Source organism: Parvularcula maris, from assembly GCF_024505085.1.
Classification (GTDB): domain Bacteria; phylum Pseudomonadota; class Alphaproteobacteria; order Caulobacterales; family Parvularculaceae; genus Parvularcula; species Parvularcula maris.
The window spans coordinates 1-22,647 of record NZ_JANIBC010000016.1; the positions used below are offsets into that span (position 1 = coordinate 1).

The 22,647-nt window shown below is 64.4% G+C and carries 11 protein-coding genes; 1 reads left to right on the top strand and 10 read right to left on the bottom strand.

The genetic code is table 11. The annotated features are described in order from the left end of the window. Positions 1–321: 321 nt before the first annotated feature. On the bottom strand, positions 322–1,806 hold the full coding sequence (locus tag NOG11_RS13020) for a helicase HerA-like domain-containing protein (RefSeq protein ID WP_256620214.1): 1,485 nt from the start codon (positions 1,804–1,806) through the stop codon (positions 322–324). Positions 1,807–1,902: 96 nt separating this feature from the next. Continuing rightward, positions 1,903–3,324 (bottom strand): dihydrolipoyl dehydrogenase, encoded by a 1,422-nt coding sequence (lpdA, locus tag NOG11_RS13025; protein ID WP_256620215.1) that lies wholly within the window; start codon positions 3,322–3,324, stop codon positions 1,903–1,905. A gap of 153 nt (positions 3,325–3,477) precedes the next feature. On the opposite strand from lpdA, the gene NOG11_RS13030 reads away from it, so the two are divergent. Then, a complete protein-coding gene (locus NOG11_RS13030) occupies positions 3,478–4,851 on the top strand; it encodes a 2OG-Fe(II) oxygenase family protein (RefSeq protein WP_256620216.1) in 1,374 nt (457 codons plus the stop codon). A 112-nt stretch (positions 4,852–4,963) separates the two neighbouring features. On the opposite strand, the gene NOG11_RS13035 is transcribed toward NOG11_RS13030, so the two are convergent. The 8 genes from NOG11_RS13035 to NOG11_RS13080 form a co-directional block, all read right to left on the bottom strand. Next, positions 4,964–8,059 (bottom strand): TonB-dependent receptor domain-containing protein, encoded by a 3,096-nt coding sequence (locus NOG11_RS13035; protein WP_256620217.1) that lies wholly within the window; start codon positions 8,057–8,059, stop codon positions 4,964–4,966. 422 nt (positions 8,060–8,481) lie between these two features. Next, positions 8,482–10,173, bottom strand: coding sequence for a bifunctional helix-turn-helix transcriptional regulator/alpha/beta hydrolase (locus NOG11_RS13040; RefSeq protein ID WP_256620218.1), 1,692 nt, complete (start codon positions 10,171–10,173; stop codon positions 8,482–8,484). 56 nt (positions 10,174–10,229) lie between these two features. Next, positions 10,230–17,414, bottom strand: coding sequence for a VCBS domain-containing protein (locus NOG11_RS15045; protein WP_305889098.1), 7,185 nt, complete (start codon positions 17,412–17,414; stop codon positions 10,230–10,232). 21 nt (positions 17,415–17,435) lie between these two features. Further along, positions 17,436–17,861: a hypothetical protein gene (locus NOG11_RS13060; protein ID WP_256620219.1), complete on the bottom strand. Its 426-nt coding sequence runs from the start codon at positions 17,859–17,861 to the stop codon at positions 17,436–17,438. Between the two features lie 226 nt (positions 17,862–18,087). Beyond that, positions 18,088–18,807 carry a methyltransferase domain-containing protein gene (locus tag NOG11_RS13065; RefSeq protein ID WP_256620220.1) on the bottom strand — a complete coding sequence of 240 codons (720 nt, stop codon included), beginning with the start codon at positions 18,805–18,807 and terminating at the stop codon, positions 18,088–18,090. Between the two features lie 10 nt (positions 18,808–18,817). Beyond that, positions 18,818–20,326 carry an oligosaccharide flippase family protein gene (locus tag NOG11_RS13070; RefSeq protein WP_256620221.1) on the bottom strand — a complete coding sequence of 503 codons (1,509 nt, stop codon included), beginning with the start codon at positions 20,324–20,326 and terminating at the stop codon, positions 18,818–18,820. After that, positions 20,323–21,375, bottom strand: a complete 1,053-nt coding sequence (locus NOG11_RS13075; RefSeq protein ID WP_256620222.1) for a glycosyltransferase family 2 protein — start codon at positions 21,373–21,375, stop codon at positions 20,323–20,325. Before NOG11_RS13075 ends, NOG11_RS13070 begins: the two co-directional genes overlap by 4 nt. Next, positions 21,372–22,616: a glycosyltransferase gene (locus NOG11_RS13080; RefSeq protein ID WP_256620223.1), complete on the bottom strand. Its 1,245-nt coding sequence runs from the start codon at positions 22,614–22,616 to the stop codon at positions 21,372–21,374. The genes NOG11_RS13075 and NOG11_RS13080 overlap by 4 nt, the downstream gene beginning before the upstream one ends. Between the last annotated feature and the right edge of the window lie 31 nt (positions 22,617–22,647).

The following is a 22,647-nucleotide window of genomic DNA, read 5'->3' on the forward strand; positions in this document are numbered from 1 at the left end:
GTGGGGGAGCTGCCGGCAGGCTGAGGGGGACGGGGCGCGGCGGAACGCTTCCGCGAACCTTCCTACGGATGAACCACTACTTCGTCTTCCCGCGGCGAAGCGCAGCGGAGACCGTGGGACCCATCTCCTGCCGCCTGCGTACTGCTTAAACCGCCCGGTGATGGGTCCCGTGGATCGCTGCGCGACCAGGGGAGGGCGTGGAGGGGAGATGTGGGTCTTGGAGGCAAGGGGGAGACCGTAGGGCGGAACACCGTAGGTGATCCGCCGTGACGCGGTTGCGCCTACGAACGGCGGCACGCTTCCGCGAGCCGCCCTACGGAGCTAGCGCCGTTTGAGGCCGCCGAGTAGGCCTCTGATCAGCTCACGCATGATGGTGCTGGTGGCTGTCCTCGTGGCCTGGGTGAGCATACGCTCCGAGGTGGACATCCTGGTGGAGCGGCGCTTCTTGGTCTTGCGCTCGCGGGACTGCCTTGCCTTTGCGCTCTCGGCCTGCTCAGCAGCCCTGGCGCGCTCCTCTGCCCGTTCGGCGAGGATTTCGTGGGCCGAGCGCCTGTCCACGGGTTTGGCGTAGTTCCCTGCAAGCTCGTCAGCTCGCAGCATCTCGCGCCGCTCTGTCGCCGTCAGGGGGCCAAGGCGTGACGCAGGCGGACGGATCATCGTGCGGGCAGCGGGGGTGGGTATACCCTTCTTTTGGAGGGTCGAGACCAGCGCCTCCCCTACCCCCAGTTCAGTGATCACATCGCCGGTCTTGAAGTCCGGGTTCGGACGGAAACTTTCCGCCGCAGCCTTCACCCGCCGCGCCTGGGCTGGGGTGAAGGCCCTCAGCGCGTGCTGAACGCGGGTGCCAAGCTGTCCCGCCACGCCGTCGAGGATGTCGCCTGGGTCCTGGGTGGCGAAGAAGACGCCGACACCCTTGGAACGGATCAGGCGGCAGACCTGCTCGACCTTCTGAAGAAGCGAGCGCGACGCGCCATCGAAGAGAAGATGCGCCTCGTCGAAGACGAAGACCAGCTTCGGCTTGTCGGGATCGCCGACTTCGGGAAGCTCTTCGAAAAGCTCCGATAGGAGCCAGAGGAGGAAGGCGCCGTAGAGGCGGGGGGCCTGCATCAGACGGTCCGCCTTCAGAACGTTCTGCACACCCATACCGTCCCTGGCGGTGCGCATCAGATCGCGCACATCGAGAGCGGGCTCGCCGAAAAAGAGGTCGCCCCCCTGGTCCTCGAGCTGGATGAGGCGCCGCTGGATCGCCGCCACCGAAGCGGGAGAGACATTGCCGTACATGGCAGAAAGCTCCGCACGCTGCTCAGCAAAGTGGTTCAGGAGTGAGCGGAGGTCCTTGAGGTCCACCACCGGCAGGCCGTCCTCATCGGCCACGCGGAAGGCGATGGCCAGCACACCTTCCTGCGTGTCGTTGAGGTCGAGCATGCGCGAGAGAAGGAGCGGTCCGACCTCGGTCACCGTCGCGCGGATCGGCAGACCGCCCTCGCCGTAGAAATCCCAGAGGCGGACGGGGAAGTCCTCTGGTCCGTAGCCCTCGAGGCCGATGTCGCTGGCGCGCTTCGTCAAAAAGTCCTTGTCAGCGCCCGGTTTGGCGAGACCGGCCAGGTCGCCCTTCACGTCGGAGACGAAGACCGGCACGCCCTCCCGCGCGAAGGCCTCCGCCATGATCTGTACCGTGACGGTCTTACCCGTACCCGTTGCCCCGGCGATCAGGCCGTGCCGGTTGGCCATCTTGAGCGGCAGGGTGACGGGGGCGCCGCGGTGGTCGGCGCCTAGGAGGATGTGGCCGGGGGGAGCTTGAAGCATAGAAGGCCTTCGTAGGGCGGAACGCGAAGCTTTCCGCCAAGCTAGTTACAACGCCTGTGGCGGAAAGCTTCGCGTTCCGCCCTACGGTTCATCAGATCAGATATGCACCACCCGTCCGTAGGCGTCGAGCACGCTCTCATGCATCATCTCGGAGAGGGTGGGGTGCGGGAAGATGGTGTGGAAGAGATCCTCTTCGGTGGCCTCCATCGTCATGGCGATGCCGAAGCCCTGGATCAGCTCGGTGACCTCCGCGCCAATGCAATGGGCGCCGAGAAGCTCGCCGGTCTTCTGATCGAAAACGGTCTTGATGAAGCCCTCCTGCTCGCCGAGGGCGATGGCCTTGCCGTTGCCCTGGAAGGGGAACTTGCCGACCTTCACCTTGTGACCGAGCTCCTTCGCCTTCTCCTCGGTGAGGCCGACGGAGGCAACCTGCGGGTTGCAGTAGGTACAGCCGGGGATGCGCTTGACGTCGAGGGGGTGTACGGAGTTGCTGCCCGCGATCTTCTCGACACAGATGATCCCCTCGTGCGAGGCCTTGTGTGCTAGCCAGGGCGCGCCGGTGACGTCGCCGATGGCGTAGAGGCCCTTCACGCCGGTGGACAGCCACTCATCCACGACGATGTGGTTCTTCTCGATCTTCACGCCTGCCTCTTCGAGGCCCAAGCCCTCCGTGTTGCCCACAATGCCGATGGCAAGGATGACCCGGTCGAACTCCTCCGTGGTGCTCTTACCGTCCTTGCCGGTGATGGTGGCCTTGACCACCTCGCCAGCCTTCTCGACCTTGTCGACTTTCGCCTCGGTAGAGATCTTGATCCCCTGCCCTTCGAAGGTCTTGCGCGCGAAGGTTGAGACCTCCTTATCCTCCGCAGGCAGAATGCGCTCGACCATTTCGACCACATGGACGTCCGAGCCTAGGGCGTTGTAGAAGCTGGCGAACTCGATGCCGATAGCGCCCGAGCCGATGACCAGCAGCCGCTTCGGGAACTCGTCCGGCACCATTGCCTCTTTCGCCGTCCAGATCAGCTTGCCGTCGGGTTCCAGGCCCGCTTGGGGGATCGTCCGTGCACGGGCACCGGTGGCGATGATGGTGTGCTTGGCGGACAGGGTCTGCTCCTTGCCGTCCGAAGCCTTGACCTTGACCGCAGGGCCTGCGCCGTTGGCACCTGCGATTTTGGCCTCGCCCATGATCACTTCGATCTTGTTCTTCTTCATCAGGTAGCCGACGCCGCCCGCGAGCTGCTTCGCGATCTTGCGGCTGCGCTGGACCACGCCGTCGAGGTCGAAGCCGATATTCTCCGCCTTCAGGCCGAAAGCGTCTGCGTGCTTCATGTTGGTGTATACCTCGGCCGTCCTGAGAAGCGCCTTGGTGGGGATGCAGCCCCAGTTGAGGCAGACGCCGCCCAGATGCTCGCGCTCGATGATGGCCGTCTTCATGCCGAGCTGGCTGGCACGGATCGCCGCCACATAGCCGCCCGGTCCGGCACCGATCACGATGAGGTCGAAGTTCTTGTCAGCCATTCCAGAAGCTCCCTCGGGCATACTCGCAAGCCTCAGGGTTCAAACAGCACCGCGCCAGAGAGGCAAGCCGGTTGGGCATCACACGGGCAGCAGCTAGGCATTTGCGGCGCGCCTCCGGCCGGGCAGAGTGGGGGACCAGCGGGGAAAGAGACGATGGACTGGCATGCAAAGGCGCGAACGCTGAACGCGAAGGGCAAGGCACTGGCCGCGATCCCGCTGTTCAGAAAGCACCTGGCCCGGAACCCAAGCGACCGGATCGCCTGGCACAATTTGGCCGGAGCTCTCGGCAATGAGGGCTTCCACGCAGAAGCGCTGGACGCTGCAGACAGGGCGGCGGGGCTGGGCCTCAAGGCACCGGAGACGCAGCTAGTCAGGGGCAGGGCCGCCCTTCATCTGGGAAGGCTCGACGAGGCGGAGGCTGCCTTCCGTCAGGCCCTTGCCCAGCGCCCTGGCGATCCTTCGGCCCATCGCGAGCTGGCGCAGCTCATCTGGATGAGGACCAGCGACGCAGAGGCAGCGGCGACCCCGCTGGCCGCCGCGTTCCAGCGAGAGCCGCAGAACCTCGGCCTCCGTCTGGTGGTCTGCGAGGTGCTGCAGCAGGTCGCGCAGGAGGAGCGCGCGGTCGCCCTAGCCCTGGATACAGCGGCGCTCGCCCCCGAATCGGCGGAGGTGCGCTACCTGGCAGCTCGGCTTCTTCTTCGCAGCGGCGACGCGATGTCGGCCCTCCCCCATGCCGAGGCGGCTTTCGCCCTGAGCGGTCAGGCTGCGAGCGAGACCGAACTCTTGGCTCAGGTAAGGTTAGCGCTAGGCGACCTGGAAGAGGCGGAGCGTCTTCTGACCATGTCCGGCTGCGGCGCGATCGGGACGGAACGGGTCTTTGCCGCCGCCCTTCAGGCTGTGATCTGGCGGCTCAAGGGGGATGAGCGCTATCTCGAGCTCTATGACTACACGGCCAAGATAGGGAGCTACGAAATCGACGTGCCCTACGGCTGGGGAAGCCTCTCCGGCTATCTCGACGACCTGAAGGCCGATCTGGGCGCTCGGCACACATTTCGGAACAACCCCTTCAACCAGTCGGTGAAGGGCGGCGGCAGCCAGCTCGGCAACCTCGCAGGGCTTGGCAGTCCGGCATTGGAGGCCTGGCCCGACGCGGTGGCCGGACCGGTCAGAGCGCACTTCGCCTCCCAAGGGATGAAACCGCCGCCCCTCGCGGAGGTGAAACGGCGTCTCAAGCCCTGGTCCGTGCGGCTGGGGCCTGGCGGGCACCATAGCGATCACATCCACCCAGGCGGCCTCTTCTCCTCCGCCTGCCACCTTGCCTACGAGCGGGCGGGGGCGGCGCCCGAAGGCTGGCTGCGCTTCGGCAAACCCGGTCTGGTGCTGCCCGAAGAGCTCGATGCGGAGTATCTGGTGAAACCGGAGCCGGGGCGGCTCGTGCTCTTCCCGTCCTATCTGTGGCACGGGGTGGTGCCGATCAGCGGCCAGGCCGAGCGCCTGACGATCGCCACGGATGTGACGGGGGCCTGACCGGCTGCTTTCGAGGCTGGTATAGGCCGGTTGAAACCAAACGGGGAGCGTGAAGCCCCCCGTTCGTTGCTTGTTGTGAAGAGAGCCGCCAGTGCGGCCCCCGTGCGCGACATTAGAAGCGCACGTTCGCTCCGAAGAAGATGAAGCGGCCTTCCGCGGTGTAGACACCGGCCACCGTGTTGCCTTCGGTGTTCGAGGTCGGCGAGGGGCCGAACTGCGGCACCACCGGCGGATCGGTGTCGAGCACGTTGTTCACGCCCGTCCGAAGGGTGAGTGTGTCGTTGACCTCCCAAGTAGCCGAGAGATCAAAGTAATGGGTGGCGTCGAGCTCAGTACCGACGAAGTCGTTGTCCACCGGAGTGATCTCGCCCGTGTCCGAATCGATGCTGTCGACACGGTCGATGGCCGAGAAGGTCCGCCACACCATGCTGAGGTTTACATCATAGGGCGACTGCCACGTGATCACCGTGTTGTGGCGGTAGTCGAAGGTGGGATCGTTACAGCTCGAGTCGTAGAAGCCGACACAGTCGAAGGTCCCGGCACCCGGAAGCGGCGTCGTGTCGAAACTGAGCAGGTAGGTCGCGTTGTAGTCAAAGCTCAGATCGCCGTACTGGCCGAGCGGGTAGGAGTAGGTCGCCGTGAAGTCGAACCCGTTGGTCGCAAAACCAGCGATGTTCACGTTCGTGGCGGTGATCGCCGCCTGGTCACGAGGTACCTGGGTGAGCGAGCCGTCCGTACCCCGGTTGATCAGAGCGCAGAAGGTCGGGTTGTTGTCGAAGATACAGCCGTTGAGCGAGGTTGCGACCGGAACGGTGCCGATGGCCTCTTCGACGGTGATGTCGAAATAGTCCACAGACAGCGTCAGACCGCCAATTTGGCTGGGCTGATAGACCACACCGACCGTATAGGTGTCCGAAACCTCGGGCTCGAGATCGGTGTTGCCACCTGTCAGAATGTTGAGCTGACCGGAGTCCGGCGGAATGGCGCCGAACTGCGAAGCGGAAACACCGGACCGGGCGCACTGCTCGGCGGTAGCCGTCGGTGCGTCGGCCGTACCCGCAAAGCCGGCACAAGGGTCGGAGAGCGAGCTGAGGTTGGTGTTGACCGGGTTGAACAGCTCGAAGACGTTCGGTGCACGGACCGCACGCTGGTACTGGCCGCGGATCCGGATGTCGGAAACCGGGGTCCAGGTTGCGCCGAGCGCGTAGGTGTGGACACCGAAATCACCGCCGTCGACATCGTTCAGGATGTCGCGCGACTGGTAGTCGGAGTAGCGGTAGGCGGCCGTCAGACCCAGTTCCTCAATGCCTTGCACGCCCTGAATGACCGGGATGGCCGCTTCGAAGAAGCCCTCATAGACCTCCGTCTCGCCGTTGGTTGGCAAAACCGCACCGCCGGAACCGACGAGGAGGCCCTGCTGGTTGGTGGCGTCAGCTTGCGCGATCAACTGGTCGCGGCGGTACTCGAAGCCAACGAGGAAGTTGATGCCGTCCTCGGCGAACGGGCTGGCGATGCCGAAATTGCCAAGGTCGGTCTGGGCGGTGCCGCCGACGACGGTCTGCTGGGTCGAGCCTTGGGTCAGGGTCGGGGTGTCGATATAGTCCGCAAGACCGGGCGCGTTGGTCGCATTCGGATCGTAGGCAGTCTGGAAGGCGATACAGGCCGGGTCTGTACCATTCACGACAGACCGGCAGACGAAGTTGCCGTCTTCGTCCTCGACGATATCGAGCGAGCGTCCAAGCTCGATCGCGGCAACCTGGCGGGTCTGCAGACGGTTGAGGCTGGTCTCGGCGTACTGGCCGAAAATATCCCAGTCGATGACATCGTTCAGCGTACCGCGGAAACCGCCGACCACGCGGAAGTTTGTCAGGGTACGGTCGTCGGTCCGGCCTCCGCCCTCGACGAAGCGGCGGCGAACCTCGGCCTGGCCGAATTGGACGCCGTCATCGTCCTCGGTGGCGCGGGAGAAGTTGCCGTCGCCGTCCACGGTGCCGCAGATCAGCGCAAGCTGCTCCGGCGTGAGAAGCGGGTTGTCGCAGTTCACCTGGTTGATGGAGTTGCCGAAGGCCGCCGACGGCGCGATCACCTGGGGCGAGTTCGATTTGGTGAAGCCGAAATCGAGGTAGCTGGTGATGTTGTCGGTGATATCGTAATGGCCCGAGAACCCTGCGTTGAAGCGCTCTACACGGCGGCGGATCGGGTTGTCCGGGTTGAAGTTGAAGGCGTTGTTGAAGCCTTGGGTCAGTCCGCCGCTCTCAGTCAGAGAGAAGGCGCCTGCAGTCACGACTTCGCCATCACCGTCGAGGATCGGGTTGCCATCGGCACCGACGAGCGGGTCGAAATCGCCCGGCTCGCCGGTGGGCGAGAGAACGAAAGTGGTCGGGAACGGCCCCTGGTTCGAGCCAAGGCAGAACGGCTCCGCGCCGCCAGCCAAAGCGCAGCGTGCGAAATCGCGGTCGCCCTGCTGAATGCCGTCATTGCTCAAGTAGCGGAAGTAGCCGGTGACGTTGCCGCGACCCGAATCAAGGTTGGCACCGAAGATGCCCGAGATGTCGAACGTGTCGTTGTCGGTGGTGCTTCCCTGGATCGGGTCGATGCCCGCCGCGGTCAGCGCGTCCTCGAAGAGGCCCGAATCGTTGTTGGACTGGTTGAAGCCCCAGAGGCCGTCGATCTCGAAGCCTTCGAAGTCGTCGCGCAGGATGAAGTTGGCCACGCCAGCGATGGCGTCCGAGCCGTACACGGCCGATGCACCACCGGTGACGATCTCGACACGCTCGACGAGCTGCGAGGGAATGAGGTTGATATCGCTGGGGTAACCGCCTGCTAGAGGCGAGCCCGGAGGCAGACGCTTACCATTGGCCAGGACCAGGGTACGGATAGCGCCGAGACCACGAAGGTTCACGGTCGAGGTACCGGTGGCGCCGTTGGCGAAGGCTGTGGTCTGGTCAGCGAAGGCCGAGGGCAGCGTGTTGACAAGATCCACCACATCGGTGGTGCCGCGGATGTCGAAGAGCTCGGCATCGACCGTGGTAACAGGGCTCGATGCCTCGATGTTGGCATCCTGTAGGCGCGAACCGGTGACGGTGATGACGTCGCCTTCGGTAACGCTGTCGTCCGCGTCCTGGGCGAGGGCGGGACTGGCCAACGCGGCGGCACTGATCAATGCCGTCGAGGCGAACAGCCTTCCCACGATACGTGACTGTCTCATACTAACTCCTCAGTTTGCTGCGGTCTTCAGTCCCCTGCTTCATCGCCGAGTACCGTCCAGCACGAGCCGTCCAAAGAGGACGGATGTGTCAGCACGCCGCATGCAGATGCTACGGACGATGGTTAATCGCAGTCAATGTAACAACACTGTGTATCGGTCGCCCCTAGAGTAGCTGTTGCAGCCAGGACACAAACACGGTGGCGGAAGGCAGTTTCAACTCACTCGAAAGTGATATTGTATATCAAAAACATATTCTTCTGCGATCCCTTGGTACTAACGCAAGGGGACCAGTGGAATAGACGCAACTTAGTGCGTGCATTTAGTTGAAAGATCGCGTCTTATCATCCTAAGCGAGTGAAGCGTCTTACTCTCATCCGTACTTATCCATACGGCATATTCTTTTTATCGGACTCCCGAGCAGCCTAGGCTTCGGATGAGCTAGGTCTAAGCCAGTCTAGGGCTCTAAGGAGGGGCTCGCCCGCCTGGTACATGACCAACTGGCCCGCGTCGGGGACGGTCTCTATCTCGAATGTAGGATAGGCTTTTTGGACCGCCTTCACCTTGGCTGGGGGATAGACAGGGTCCTGCTCACCGCAGAGCATGCGTACCGGGCACTGAAGAGTGCGGAGGTCCTCTCTCCAATCCGCGGCGATCAGACCCAGATCCTTCGTGAACGTCGCATGCCCCTGCGCGCTGAGCATGGACGCCGAGGCAGCCATCAGAGAGAGGGTACGCGGATCGCTGGTCGAGCGGCGATCGGGTTCGCTGTGCCCGAACATGCGGACGATGCCCTCGGCCATGCCCTTGGAGCGCACCAGTCTCAGCGATGCCAGCGCCGCAACCTCCGTCGCCACCGAGCCGATGCTGGCCAAGCGCAACATGGTTTTCACCGCACCCGGCAAGTGAGAGAACCCGATGGGCGGCTTGAGGGGAACCGCAGCCCCGATGCTCAGAACCTTCTCGACCAAAGCCGGGTCCTGTGAGGCGAAACGCGCGATAGGCGTCAGCCCGTTCATCAGTCCGATTGCAGAGCAACGCTCGATGTTCAGTATATCGCAGACATCCTTTAAGCTGCGTGCGCCAGCCGTGATGGCGCCTTCTCTTTCAAGCGGATCGCTGTTGCCGAAGCCGGGCCGCATCACCACGATCAGGTTCAGGCCGCACTTTTTCGCGTGGTGCTGCACCTGCTCGGGCAGCATGTATCCTGTAAACGCACCGTGGGTCAGAAGGACCGGGTAACCGTCAGCCTGCCCCATGAAGGTCAGCGCGATCGCTCTTCCGTCGGGAGCTCTGACGATCTTCTCGCGACCGAGCGGATCGCGCCACCTCCCGGTAGCTCCCTCGATCTGTTCGGATCTTGCGGCCAACGCATTGAGCAGCCGGTTGAGCTCTAACTGGCGGGCCATGCCGGTCTTGGCGAAGATGGAGCGAAGCTGGGTCCGTACCGTACGCGGAGCGCTCTGTCGTTCCGCGGCGATCTCCTCCACCGCCTTGCCCTCGAAGATCATGCGGCTGACGTCGATCTCGGCTGCAGTGAGATCGAAGGCGGAAGAGAGGGTCTCGGCGACCTTTCCCGTCCACTCGACGGAGAGCGCGCGGATCAGGACATGCTGCGCTGCCTCGCCAGCGACGAAGCCTTCGGCCATGCCGGCTTCTCCGCTGGGCTTGGTGATGCGGAGCACCACCTGCGCCCTGTTGGCACCGGGACGCAGCATACGGAGCAACCGCTCGTACTCCTGCTCGCTGCCGGGATCGAGCCAGCTCCCCCTCGCCTCGGCGCCGCGCCGGGCGCCGAACATAAGCGCGCCTTCCTCGTTGAGGTCCGACACGGAGCCTGCCGCGTTGATCAGCACCGCAGCACTGCGGCTCTGCCTCAACACCGCTTCGGCCTCGTCTTCGGGGGAGGGGTCGGGCATTCGGGAAAGCAGTGATGCCACGCTCTTAAGTTGCCGTTCCAGCAAGCCCGGCTGGGTGCCTAGATCCTGCTCGTCCAAACGCGCGCCGCAACGTTCGAGGAACTCATCGAGCGCCGCCGGGTCGGCAGCGCAGCGGTAGCTCGCCTCGATGATCTCGAGGTCGCTCAGCACCGGGTGGTCACCGTCCCCGCTCAGCACGCACTCCTCTCGCCAGTCTGCAGGGTAACGGCGCCCAGGGCTCGCCGCAAGCGGACCTAGACGAAGGTGATATCGTCCATGGCCTGGGCGCCCATGACCTGGATGAGATCGAAATCCGGCCCTGCATAGAGGTAGACGCTGCCGCCGAAGGCGAAGCTGCTGACCACTTGCTGACCACCTAGGTCGATGACGTCGCCCTCGCCCCAGAGGATACGGGTCGTCTCTCGCAAGCCGTTCGAGAGCTCGTCACCGAAGAGGTAGGTGTCGGCCCCCTCACCTCCGTCGAGGACATCGTAGAGGCCCTTCCCGCCGCTCAAGAGGTCGTCACCGGCTCCGCCCAGGAGATAGTCATTGCCTGCGCCGCCAAAGAGCTCGTCGTCTCCGCCCTCCCCGCTGAGCGTATCGTTTCCGAGCCCGCCGACCAGTTGCTCGGCCAGCGCATCCCCGGTGAGGATGTCGTTGCCATCGTTGCCTGACGGCGCGAGGTCGACCGCGGTGACCCGCAGCGCGCCGAAACCGTCATCCTCGATCTCGAACCTCGTGTTCGAGAAGTCGCCTTCGAGGGTCACCACCGGGTCGTCTTCGTCGAAACCATCGCCGTCGGCGTCGATGGTGAGGATCGCCGAGCCGAAGGTCAGCCTCACCTGGTCCAGCGACAGATTGTCGGCGGCGATCAGGAGCTGATCGCCCTGGGTCTGGCCGGACGCGGCCTGGAACCCCGTGACGGTAGCGAAGTTCAGCTCCGTCAGCGGAATATAGAAGATATCCGACGAAGCCGTGCCTATCACCTGCGAGATATCGCTGGTGAGGGAGACGACGTTGAGGTCGGTGGCGCGGATGAACGTGCTATCGCCCCCGCCGGCGCTCGTGCTCGTGCTCGTCACGATGAAATTGGTGGAGGATGCCGCCATTCCGCCGAAGAGAAGCGTCAGCTCGGTGATGACCGCGTTCTCGTCTCGCTGAAGTGAAAGGCTGGTGCCCGTCGATCCGTCCGCCGCCAGGGTTACACCGCTTACGGATAGAATGTCTGCCTGGGTGAATCGGATGCCGCGCACGCTGACTACCTCGTTGTTCACGGCAAAGTCCATGATCGTATCGCCGTCGAGCTCTGCGACACTGCCGTCGAAGCTGTCACGTCCGCCGCCGCCGATGACGATGTCCGTGCCTAGACCCGGATGAAGCTGATCGCTCCCCTCTCCCCCATCGAGGAGGTCGTTTCCGTCTCCCCCGTTGAGAATGTCTTGTCCGGCTGCGCCTAGAAGGTTGTCATCGCCCCCGAAGCCTAGAAGCTCGTCATCGCCGTCGCCGCCGTCGAGCACGTCCCGCTGTGCGCCGCCGACCAGCCTGTCATTGCCTGCCTCGCCGAAGATGACGGCTGAACCAAGGTTGACGGCCACCTCGTCGTTCCCTGCCCCGGCCAACACCAGATCGGAACCGCCCCCGGTCGTGATGGTGTCGTCGAAGGCCGAAGCCGTCAGCGTATCGCTCCCCGTACCGAGGAAGACGCTGATGCTCATGTCATTGGCGATGTCAGGCGTCTGGACGGTGATCGAACGTAGGTCGACCGTGCGCCCGGCACCCTGCGCATCCTCAAACACGATGCCGATACGCCCGGTCTGGGCGAGGTCGATGATCGGGACGATCGGTCCTGGTATTGTGTCGCTGGCGAAACGTAGGTCGACGGAGAAGGCCGCTCCGGACTGGAGGGGCGTGCTGTCGAAGGAGATCGTCCCCATACCGTCGAGCTGCGCGGCGCTGAGAATGTAGGTGCGGAGAGGCGCAAGGATCGTCCGCTCGAACCCGGTGATCGAGCCGCTGCTGAGATCGACATCCCCGACTGGGAAGGTCTCCAGGAACTCACCGGCAATCTCGAACGCGGTCGGTGCCAGGATGCGCAACTCATCAGTACCCGTGCCGCCATCGAGGTCGATCAAGCTGTTGAGGCTGAAGGCCGGGGCACGAACCGAAATCGTATCGTCCCCTGAGCCGCCTCGCGCGAAGGGTTGGTCAGTGACGATGAGATCGTTGCCGTTCCCGCCATCTGCTACCGGAACGAGGGGCTGGCCTGAGACGTCCGATAACAAGGGCTGAGAGCCGAGCTGGATCAGCGTATCTTCTCCGTCGCCGCCGAAAAGGTCCGACCCCACGCCCCAAAGTGTGTCGTTGCCAGCCTCGCCGAACAGCTCGCTCACGGCACCCTCGAAGAGCGGGGTGAAGTTGATGCCGAACTGGAGGTAGTCCTGCCACTGACTACGGTCGAAGGAGACGAGGACATCGTTGCCGTCCCCGCCAAAGAACCGCGAGAAACCTCGATTGCCGGTAAGGAGATCGTCGCCGCCGCCGCTTCGAACCTCGATCAACCTTGGCGAGCCGAAAGCATCCGCGGCAGAGAAGTCCAGCGACGAGTTGTCTTGGAAGTCGGTCGACGAGAAGTCGAAGGCGATGAGGTCAGCGTACTCCCATTCGGTCGTGACGAACAGCGTCGCGTCAGCGCTCAGCACGGGGGGAGCGATCTGCAAGGCCGCGTTCGAGCCGAAAGAGCTCTGCCCGTCAATGCGGAGGTTGAAGAAGAGGTCGCTGCCGATCAGGGCCGGATCGAGGTCCGTACGGAAGGGTGCCTGGTCGAAAACCCGGAGTGATGTCCAGAGTAGGGTCGAGAAGGCGTAGATACCGTTCCCTGCAAACTCCACCACCTCGAAGCCCTGAAGGCTCACATTGAAGCCGAGATCGAGGCCCTCCCCGAAGACGAGGCGGTTCTCCTCATCGGCCGTAAGTCTCGATGCTGTCGCGAAGATCGTCTCGATACGGCCACGTAGCTCGACCGTGTCGGAACCGGTACCCATATCGATGATCAAGTTTTCGCCCGCTGCGATGACCCTGTCGTCCCCCGCCTCGCCGAAGAACTGATCGCCGCTGTCTTCGAACACGGAGAGATCGGCGAAATCGTTTCCTGCGCCGCCGACGAAGATATCGGGACAGTCGGTATCGAGGAAGATATCATCGCCTGTTCCGCCGAAGATCGGGTCGTCTTCCCCGACGAGCTGGATGGTAATCTGGCGCTCGACGAAACTTCCCTGCCCGTCCCCGAGCTCCACCGTCACGCTGATCTCTAGCGTGTCGCAGGAACGCAGATCGTTGAAGTCGGGATGATCGGTATCGAAGGTCAGTAGCCCAGAGGCCGTGTTGACGGTCAGACCTGTCGGAAGATCGGCAGGAAGGGCGGTGATCAGCACCTGATCGTTCGTATCGGGATCGGTCACCCCGTCGAACAGATCGGCGGTCAAGAGCCCCGTGCCCTCCCTAGCGAAAAGACCGACATCCGTAGCCTGCAGCGGGTCGTTCGTACCGACGAGCGTGATGTCGACCGTGCGCTCGACCGAACCGCCCTGGCCGTCCTCGATGGTGATCGAGAAGCTCTCCGTACGCAGCTCACCGGCGGCGAGCTCCTGCAGCGCAGCATCCGCCCCGTCGACCGTCACCGTGGCGGCTCCCTGGTCGACCGTGATCCAGGAAGGCAACTGCCCTGTGATAGCGGCAATGCTGAGGGGGTCGTTATTGGCGTCGATAACCCCGTCCAGAAGGTCGAAGGTCGAGAGCTGGTCCTCCGTCACCTGAACGGCGAGAGCGCCGGGTGAGAGCGGCGGGTCGTTCTCGCCGCTGACGGTGACCGTTACGGTGGCGCTCGGGTTGACCGCGCCGAACCCTGCTCCTCCGTTGACGACATAGACCGAACCGGCATCCGCCACGTTCGAGGGATCGGAAGCCGGTGCGCCGATGACGAGATCGGGCGCACCGTCGCCATTCACGTCGCCGCCGCCAGCGAGGGCCGCGCCGACCGCGTCGGAAGCGCTGGCCCCTTCGAGTACCAGACCCTGGTTCGACACGAGGGTAGCGGCATCGGTCGAGGCTGCCCAACTGGCCGATCCGAAGATGACGAAGGCCTGCCCCGAGCCCTCGGCACCGATCGCGAAGTCATCGAGGCCGTCGGCATTGATATCGCCGAGGCCGGTGATGGACGAGCCGAACCGCGCATCTTCGGCTGGACCGTCGATGATCACCCCCTGCTCCGGGGTGAGGACGTCAAGAGAGATGTCGCCGTTAAAGCCTCCCTCGGGCTGGAACAGCAGGTATACCCGGCCCTGGTCGCTGGAGACCGCTGGCGCGCTGACGGCGATGTCCTGGCGTCCGTCCCCGTTGACGTCTCCGACCGCTGCGATGGACGTTCCGAGTTCGGAGAAGATACTGCCGGTCGAGATCGTCAGGATACCGTCCGACAGACCGTTGCGCAGGTCCAAGCTCGCGGCTCCGTCGCTGCGTCCGAAGACGATATAGGCCTCGCCGTTGACGAGGTTGTCTCCAACGCCGTTCGAGCCGGGCGCGCCGATCAGAATGTCCGCCAGACCGTCGCCGTTCAGGTCGGGCGCGAGATCGAGGGCAGCTCCGAACCTCTCGGGGAAGGAGAAGCCGTTGAAACCCAGACCGAAGATGGTGAAGCCGTCGCTGCCATCGACCTCCTCGGGGGCGCCGGTGGGGCCGCTGCCTTCGGCACCGAACATGACATAGACCGCCCCGGCCCCGCCGCGGCCGAACTCGTTGGCGGCGGGGGCACCGATGACCAAGTCGTCCAGGCCGTCCCCGTTGATGTCTCGCCCCCCTGCGATAGCCGTGCCGAGCTCGGAGAAGGCGTCCGCGGACTCCAGAGTGGTGAGACCGGTACTGCCGCCCAAAGGCATGAGGTCGATCTGTGAAGGGAAGGCTTCGCTTCTTCCGTAGACGATCCAGACGGTCGGATCGACCTCACCCGGACCGCTGACGGCGAAATCGTCGAAGCCGTCACCGTTCACATCGCCTACTCCTGATACCGACTGTCCGATATCGAAGGTCGCATCGACGAAGGGGGCGTTCAGCGGGGTCTCGGGAACGGCGAGCCGGGCGAAGCCTGTGCCGCTGCCGAGATCAAGCGTAGCACCGCCGGCTTGCCCGAACACCAGATAGGCTGCGCCTGAGGACTTCAGAGACGGGTCGGTCAGCTCCGGTGCGCCGATGACAAAATCGTCGATACCGTCGCCGTTCACGTCGCCGACGATGGCGACCCTCTGTCCAACGCCTCCCCCGGCGATCGCGCCGTTGAGGACACGGCCCGAGCCGGAACCGAGCGCCGTCAGGGACAGCGACGTGTCGCCTTGAAGAGAGTAGGAGAACACATCCTGCTCCTCTTCACCCGTACCCAGATCATCGAAGGCGCCGTTAGGATCGTAGCTGAGCCTGCCGCCGCTGAGGAGGGTGACGGTGGCGCCCGACGCCAAGGTCAGGGTCTCGCCCTCGGCCAGCTCCTGGCCCTCGACGGACAATAGCTGGCTCCCCGCGGGATCATTGGCCAGAACGTCGATGACGACCGGTTGGGAGGCGGCGGTGGCGGCTGTGTCGTTGCCCGGCCCGGCATCACCGCTACCTGTGACGTCCACGGTGACGGTGGCCGTCGAGGTCTGCTCCTCTAGCTCTGCCTCGCCGTAGAGGACCCGGAACCGGCCTTCGGCTGTCCCCTCCCCCGCGCTCCAGTCGGGGGCGCCGATGATCATGTCGTCGACACCGTCGCCGTCGATGTCACCGACACCTGCGACGCTGGTGCCGATACGCTCGATCCCGTCCCCGAACCCCAAGCGTATACCGTCGAGGATGAACGCAACGTCCGTATCGAGATAGGATGCAGCGTAGGCGGACGGTCCGCCCAAGATCACGAAAACCTCGCCGCTCGGCGTGCCGAAGCCGCGCTGAGATAGTGGCGCGCCGATGATCAAGTCGCTGTAGCCGTCGGCGTTGAGATCGCTGCTGCCGTCGATGCTGTAGCCGAACTCGGCATTGCTGTCGGTGCTGCTGATGACGAAGCCGTCCGTGCCGTCCAGACCAGCGAGGTCGACCTGGCTGCCGAAGCCACCCTCTCGACCGAACACCACATAGACCACGCCGCCGCCCTGCTCAGGCGAACCGATGGCGATATCGGCGAGGCCGTCTCCATTGAAGTCGGCCATCCCGGTAACGGCGAAGCCCGTCTGGTTGTCCCCCGCCGGACCGATGAAGGTCGTCCGTCCCAGGAGGGGGTCACCATAGATGAGCTGCACCTGCTCCAGCTCTGAGACGGTAGAGGTGGCATTGCCTGGGTCGTAGATACCGAAGAGGAGATCCTGAATGCCGTCGCCATCGACGTCACCCGCCACGGCGGCCCTTGCGTTCTCGGTGTTGTAGGACCCCTCGAAGCCGAGATCGACGATCTGCTGACGGAAGGATCTAAGATCGACCAGCCCGTCGGCTATGGTCGCCTGGCCGTAGAGGATGATGTTCTTCGCCTGGTTCTCCGATGCCAGGATGAGGTCGTCGAAGCCGTCGCCGTCTAGGTCTCCCGCCGAGACCACCTCGTCCGTGTCGGGCGAGAAGAAGGTGACGAGGTTCTGCAGCCCGGTAACCCCCGCAGGAAGACTGGCGGTCAGGTCGAGGCTGGCGGAGCTGGGGTCCGCGGCCACGTCCCGGCCCCAGACCACGTAGTAGGAGACCCTGTCCTCCCCGACGCTGGGTGCACCGTCCTCGCCCCGGATGATGACGTCGGAGAAGCCGTCTCCGTTGAGGTCGGCCATGGTCAGGGCCGCGTCGCGGCTGCCCAGCTTGGAGAGGTAGGCCACGTCCGCGCTGATGACGAAACCGTTGGTGCCGTCGAGATCGGCTAGGGCGAAGTCCTCAGGCAGTCCGCCTTCCCTGCCGAAGACGACATAGGTGCTGCCTGCCTCCAGTCCTGCGAAACCATGGACGGGCGCTGCAACGATGAAGTCGGCTAGGCCGTCTCCATTGAAGTCGCCGCCGCCCGCCACCCCCAGGCCGAGACGGGCACCGAGCACCCCGCCATCCACGACCGCACCGTCCTCAGGCGCGATGGCGCGAATGCTGAAGAAGCCGGGGATGCCGAAGGAGAAGGTGGAGCCGAAGCCGGGGTCCTCGTCGATGGCGACTTCGTACTCGAACGAGAGGAGGCCGAGCGTCCCCCCGATGATCGTGACGATACCACCGGCGCCGACGGTCACCTTGCTGCCGTCGGGCAGCGTAACGGTATCGCCGACAGCGACGTCCACGCCGCCGATCGACGAGATGCGAGGCACCTCCGCACCGGCAGGGAACTGATCATTGCCGAAGAGATCGACGGTCAGCGCTTCGCCGACCGTTGCGCTGAAACTATCATCGACGGTCACGAGCATGGGTTTTCCTTTGGTGTGAGATCAGGCGCTCGAACAGCTTATCCGGCGGCGGAGGAAGAGAAGAACGGGAGCGAAGAGCAGCGCGGCGGCAGGCACGGGAACCGGATCGGCGTCCAAGGTTGCGACGCTGATGAGCACCGGGTTGGCCGGTGAGAGGGCCGGAAAGGAGCTCTGCGACGTCAGGGTGACGACGAGGTCCGTGAGCGCCGGAAGGCCGAGCCCAGGCCCCTGCAAGACGAACGATGCCGAGAAAACCTGCTGGCTCGCCGAAGCCGTACCTTCCTGCAGTGCGAACAGGCTAGGCACGCCCGTCCCGCTCGTCACGGCGAGTGTCAGCCCGCTGACGACGCCGCCGTTCAGCACACCATTCGTGATGGTGATGTTTTCCCCTGATAGCAGCGTACCGACGATATCCCCGGACTGGGCACCGGGAGGCGGCGGTAGCACGATGCCACTAGCCTCTACGATCGTAGCCGCTCTAGCTCCCCCCACGGTAGCGAGCAGGAAGGCCGCAACAAGGCCCACAACACGAAACAAAGGCATGACGCCGCCCCCGGTTTTCACTTACCCAATCGTGAAGATAAGGAAGGCGCGGGCGGCACGCATACGCCATTTGACGTACGGTACTCAATAACAGCCAGAGGGTTGCTTCGGGACCTGCTGGGTCAGACCGTCACTTGATCGACAGCGTACCCTCGAAGCTGAGGTCTCGGAACACGGTCATCGTGTCGACGAAACCTGCGCGCGTGAGCATGTCGCGGTTGCCCTGGGACGAGAAGGGTTCGAGGACGCCTTTGAGACTGCGTGTCTTCTGCACGATCTCCTTCTCGCTAAGCCCGTTCGACAGCTTGAAGTCCGTATACAGCGTCGTCAGGATATCTTGAAAGCGTGCATCGGGACCCCTCACCTTCTCGAACAGGATGAAGGCGCCGCCCCAGTTGAGCGACTCGTAGATCTTGTCGAAGAGCTGCTGCCTGACCGCCGGACGGATGAACTGGACCGTGTAGTAGGCGACGATCAGATCGGCGGGCTCGAAGGGAAAGGAGAGCGCGTCCCCCTCCTCATAGGTGATCTGATCGTAGCCCGACGACAGCTCACGGGCCTGCTCCACCATGGCGGGTTCGATCTCGATGCCTGTCAGCTTGACGCGCTTGCCGTCGTTCCAGTCGATGATGCGGCGGGACAGCGCGCCGGTGGACGAGCCGATCTCGTAGACCTGTGAGCCGTCGGTGAGAAAGAAGTCCGAGAGCCTCGCCACGGTCTCGTGGCCGTGCCTGTATCCGGGTACGGACTTCTCGATGTGGGACTCGAAATGCGTCGGAACGCTCCCTCCGAAGCTCCACCGTGCGTTCTTGGCGGCGATATGCTCGTCGACCTGATCGTTGTCTTCCACGTGATATCCCCTAACGAACGAAGGAAGGTGTCTTGGTTGCAGGCATACCTGGTACGGAGCGCCTGCGCAGGAGGTGAAGAAGGTCCGCCAGGGCGGGGTGCCTGACGGCGAGAAGCCCTAGAAGCATCGCTATGCCGGCCCCCGCTCCGCCCGTGAGCAACTGCCACAGCACGTCCCTCTCCGGACCGACGAAAGCGAGACACGAGCCCGCTGCAGCGAACCCTGCGACCAGCGCCCCTTCGAGCTGGATACGGATGAACGCGCTCCATGACTGCCCCGTTTCGCGGTGCAGCGCGGAGATGATCAGCACGGCCTTGACCATCGTGGCCGCCGCCAGACCAAGCGCCGCCCCCGGCAGCCCCAACATCACCGCCCCGGCGGCCGCGCTTGCTACGCGGAGAAGCTGGTATCCGACCTGAATGCGGGTGTAGACGGCCAGGATGCCGAAGGCGACGAAGAGCTTGAGGCTCATCTTGTTGAAGGGGACGGCTAGAGCGCCGACCAGCAAGACCTGCGCTGGCAGCACGGCTTCTCTCCACTGATCACCCAGCAGGGTCAGGATCAGTGGCTCGGCGAGAACGATCATGCCGACGAAACACGGCCATAGAAGCGCCGTCAGGTAGCGGAGCTTCTGGGTATAGATCTCGGCCTTGGGCACGCCTGAGCGCATGGCCGTCGTGAAGATCGGCAGGATGGTCGGCTTGATGGCGCTCATCACCGCCCGGTCCACGAGGCTCACCACGGTCTCGGCGCGGTTGTAGAGGCCCACGGCAGGCAGACCCAGAATGGCGCTCAGCGAGCCGAGAATGGCGAACCCCGAGATCTTTGGCAGCGTCGTCGAGACGGAGTAGGAGGAGCCGAAAACCAGGACCTGACGCTCCCCCTTGAAAACCGGCCGGACCCGGCCCTCCGGCGAGACGATGAGAAACGCGAGCGTACGGAACAGTTTCTCGGCCAGGAACGCCGCGGCCAGCCCGGCAATCCCCCAACCGCTCAACACAAGGGCGATGGCGACGCCAGCGTTAACGGCGCTCGCGGCGACGGCCAGCAGGCTGATGAAACCGAACCGAAGCCGACGTTCGAGCACCGCCTCGCTGGCAAGGGCGAGGGGCTGAACGAACAGCGCTCCGCAGAACAAAAGCAGGGTGGGCGTGAAACCGGCGGGCACGAAACTTGAAGGTAGAAGAAAGAGCGCCGCCCCACTGAGGAGGAACAGGGAGAAGCCCGCAAAGAGCGACGTTCCCACCGCCCGCGCCATAACCGCACGGTCGATCTTCTCTCTGGTCACGAGAAAGGGCTTGAGACCGAAAAGACCGATCTCCGACAGGATGCCGAACACCGCGTAGGCGATGGCGTAGACACCGAACGCCGCCGGATCGAGCACACGGGCCACGACGGCGACGCTCAGCCCCGTGAGGACCAGGACGGCAGGCCTCGACAGCAGCGTGTAGAAGACCGCCAAGCGCATACGCTGCGCTTTCTCCGTCGGCAGACCTTCGGTGTTAGGCTCGGCGGTCATCCGGCGCTTTGCGTTCGTCTGGCCTTGCCTTCGGTGCGGGCCTGCTGCCAGACGAGCGCCTTGGCGGCGCAGGCCGCCAGCGGATCGACGAACTTGGCCCCGAACTCGACGAACTTGCGGTTCTTGCCCAGGACGGGGGCCTTCTTCAGGAGCGTCTTGCTCACCCCTTCGCGGCGGCGCCAGCCGAGCTTGCTGTAGCGGCTGCGGAAGTACTCGTCCTCAGCCAGGCCCCATTTCTCACGGAAATGGTCGAGGCTGGCGCGCTGCCACTCCGGCGACCACCTGACCAGGAAGAACGGGAAGTCGGCGATCTGCATCGCGTGCTGACGGGTGGGGAAGAGGTAGGTAATGACCGATTTCGGCTCGAAGAAGACTTTTCCGCCAGCCTGGTGGACGCTCATGCAGAGGTCCATGTGCTCCTTGGTGGCGACCATGCCCTCGTCCAGGGGGCCGATCTTGTCGAACACGGAGCGCCTGACCAGCACGCAGTGGAACTCGCAGACGCCGGTTTCCTGGCGTTCGAGGGCGGGGAGCGCCTCGCGCCGCTCCTTGTGGTGGGTCATCTGATCGACGATGGCCCGCTCGCCGCGGGGGCGGGCGAAGAAGTCGTCCTTGTCTTGCGCATAGGCGCCGCCGGCCTGGTGGACCACGGCGTGGACCTCCGGCCCCTCACAGGTCAGGGGCGCGACCACGTCGGCCCCCTCCTCGTCGGCGCACTCGATCAGGGCGGAGAGCCAACCCTTGGAGAAGATGACATCGTTGTCCACGAAGACCACATAGTCCGTCTTGGCCCTCTCCAGCCCGACATTCCGTGCACGGTTGGGCGGCAGGATCGAGGGGAAGGAGGCCAGGGTGAAGCCTCGCTCCTTGGACTGCTCTTCGAGCCAGGTCTTGAGCTTGCGCGGCGTACCGCTGTCCACATAGACGAGGTCGAACGGCGTGTCGGTCTCGGCGAAGAGGCTTTCGAGGGACTGCCGGGCGAGGCCGAAGCGCTCGCGCGGGGTGACGACGATCGTGGCGCGGGGCGTCTCGTCGTTGGTAGGCGTCATAGCGGTATCCCTTCCTCGCTCGCGAGCGATGCGTAGATGTTCAGCATGTGCTCGCCTGTTTTCTCGAGATCGTAGTCCTTGGCGACTTTCCAGGCGCCGCGCTGTCCCATCTCCGGCCAGCGTTCCGCCTGCCGAATGAGCCTCGTGACGGCGGCGGCGAGGGCCTCGGGGTCGTGCTCGGGGACGAGGAAGCCGGAGAGCCCGTCCTCGACCAGCTCCGGGATGCCCCCATGCCGGGTCGCGACGACAGGCAGGCCCGTGGCCATGGCTTCCTTGAGGGTGTTGATCGGTGCGTCCTGGTTGCCGTCGGGGGCGGTGACCGAGGGGCCTAGGAAGATGTGGCTGTCCATGAGCGCCCTGCTCACCTCATCGAGGGATTTGGCGCCGAGGAAGTGGACGCGGTCCGCAACGCCGAGGCTGGCGGCCTGTGCTTCCAGCTCGTCTCGCAGCGGGCCGTCGCCGATCAGGGTGAGCTCTGTCCCGCTCTTCGCCTCGATCAGCGGCATGGCGCCGATCGCGTCCTTGAGCCCCTTTTTCGGCACGAGGCGGCCCACGGCGATGAGCTTCACCGGCCCCTCGGCAGGCAGGTGCCGCTCCTTGAAGCTGAAGCGGGAGCGGTCGAGACCCGAAGGCAGGATGCCGATGCGGTCCGCCGGGGCGCCCAGGCCGATCGCCTTGTCGCGGAAGTGAGCGCAGTTGGCCACGAAACCGTCGGCTTCGCGGAACACGGCATCGTAGACATCTTCGCCTTGCGCTCTCACATAGGAGGAGATGTCGCCGCCGCGGAAATGGACCAGGACTTTCCCGCTCAAGAGCCCGGCCCTGCGCAGCTGCAGCACCCTTCCCGCCAAGGTGGCGAAGTGGACGTGGATGACGTCGTACTCCGCCCTGCCCTGGAGCGCCGAAGCGTCGAAGATGGCCCTCGCCATGGTCCGGGCTCCATCGGGGCTGGGGCGGGTGAGAAGGTTCAGCGCCGCAGGTCCGCGCGCGTGCAGCACCTTGCCGAAGGCGGCCGCGAGGCCCCATACCTTGCCTGCGCCCTGGGGCACGTTGGGCGAGTAGGCCCGGTCGGTCATGCCGTACTCGGCGACTGTTCCCTGGACCTCGGAGGTTTGCTTGAACATCGGATCGACGGCATAGATGTCGAGCTCGTGCCCGGCATCGAGCACTTTCTTGGCCGCGTTGACCACGAAGGTCTCCGTGGTCATAGGGAAGGCGCCGACGAAGAACGCTACGCGCATGGGAAAACCTGCTTTTCTCGTGTGAAACGGG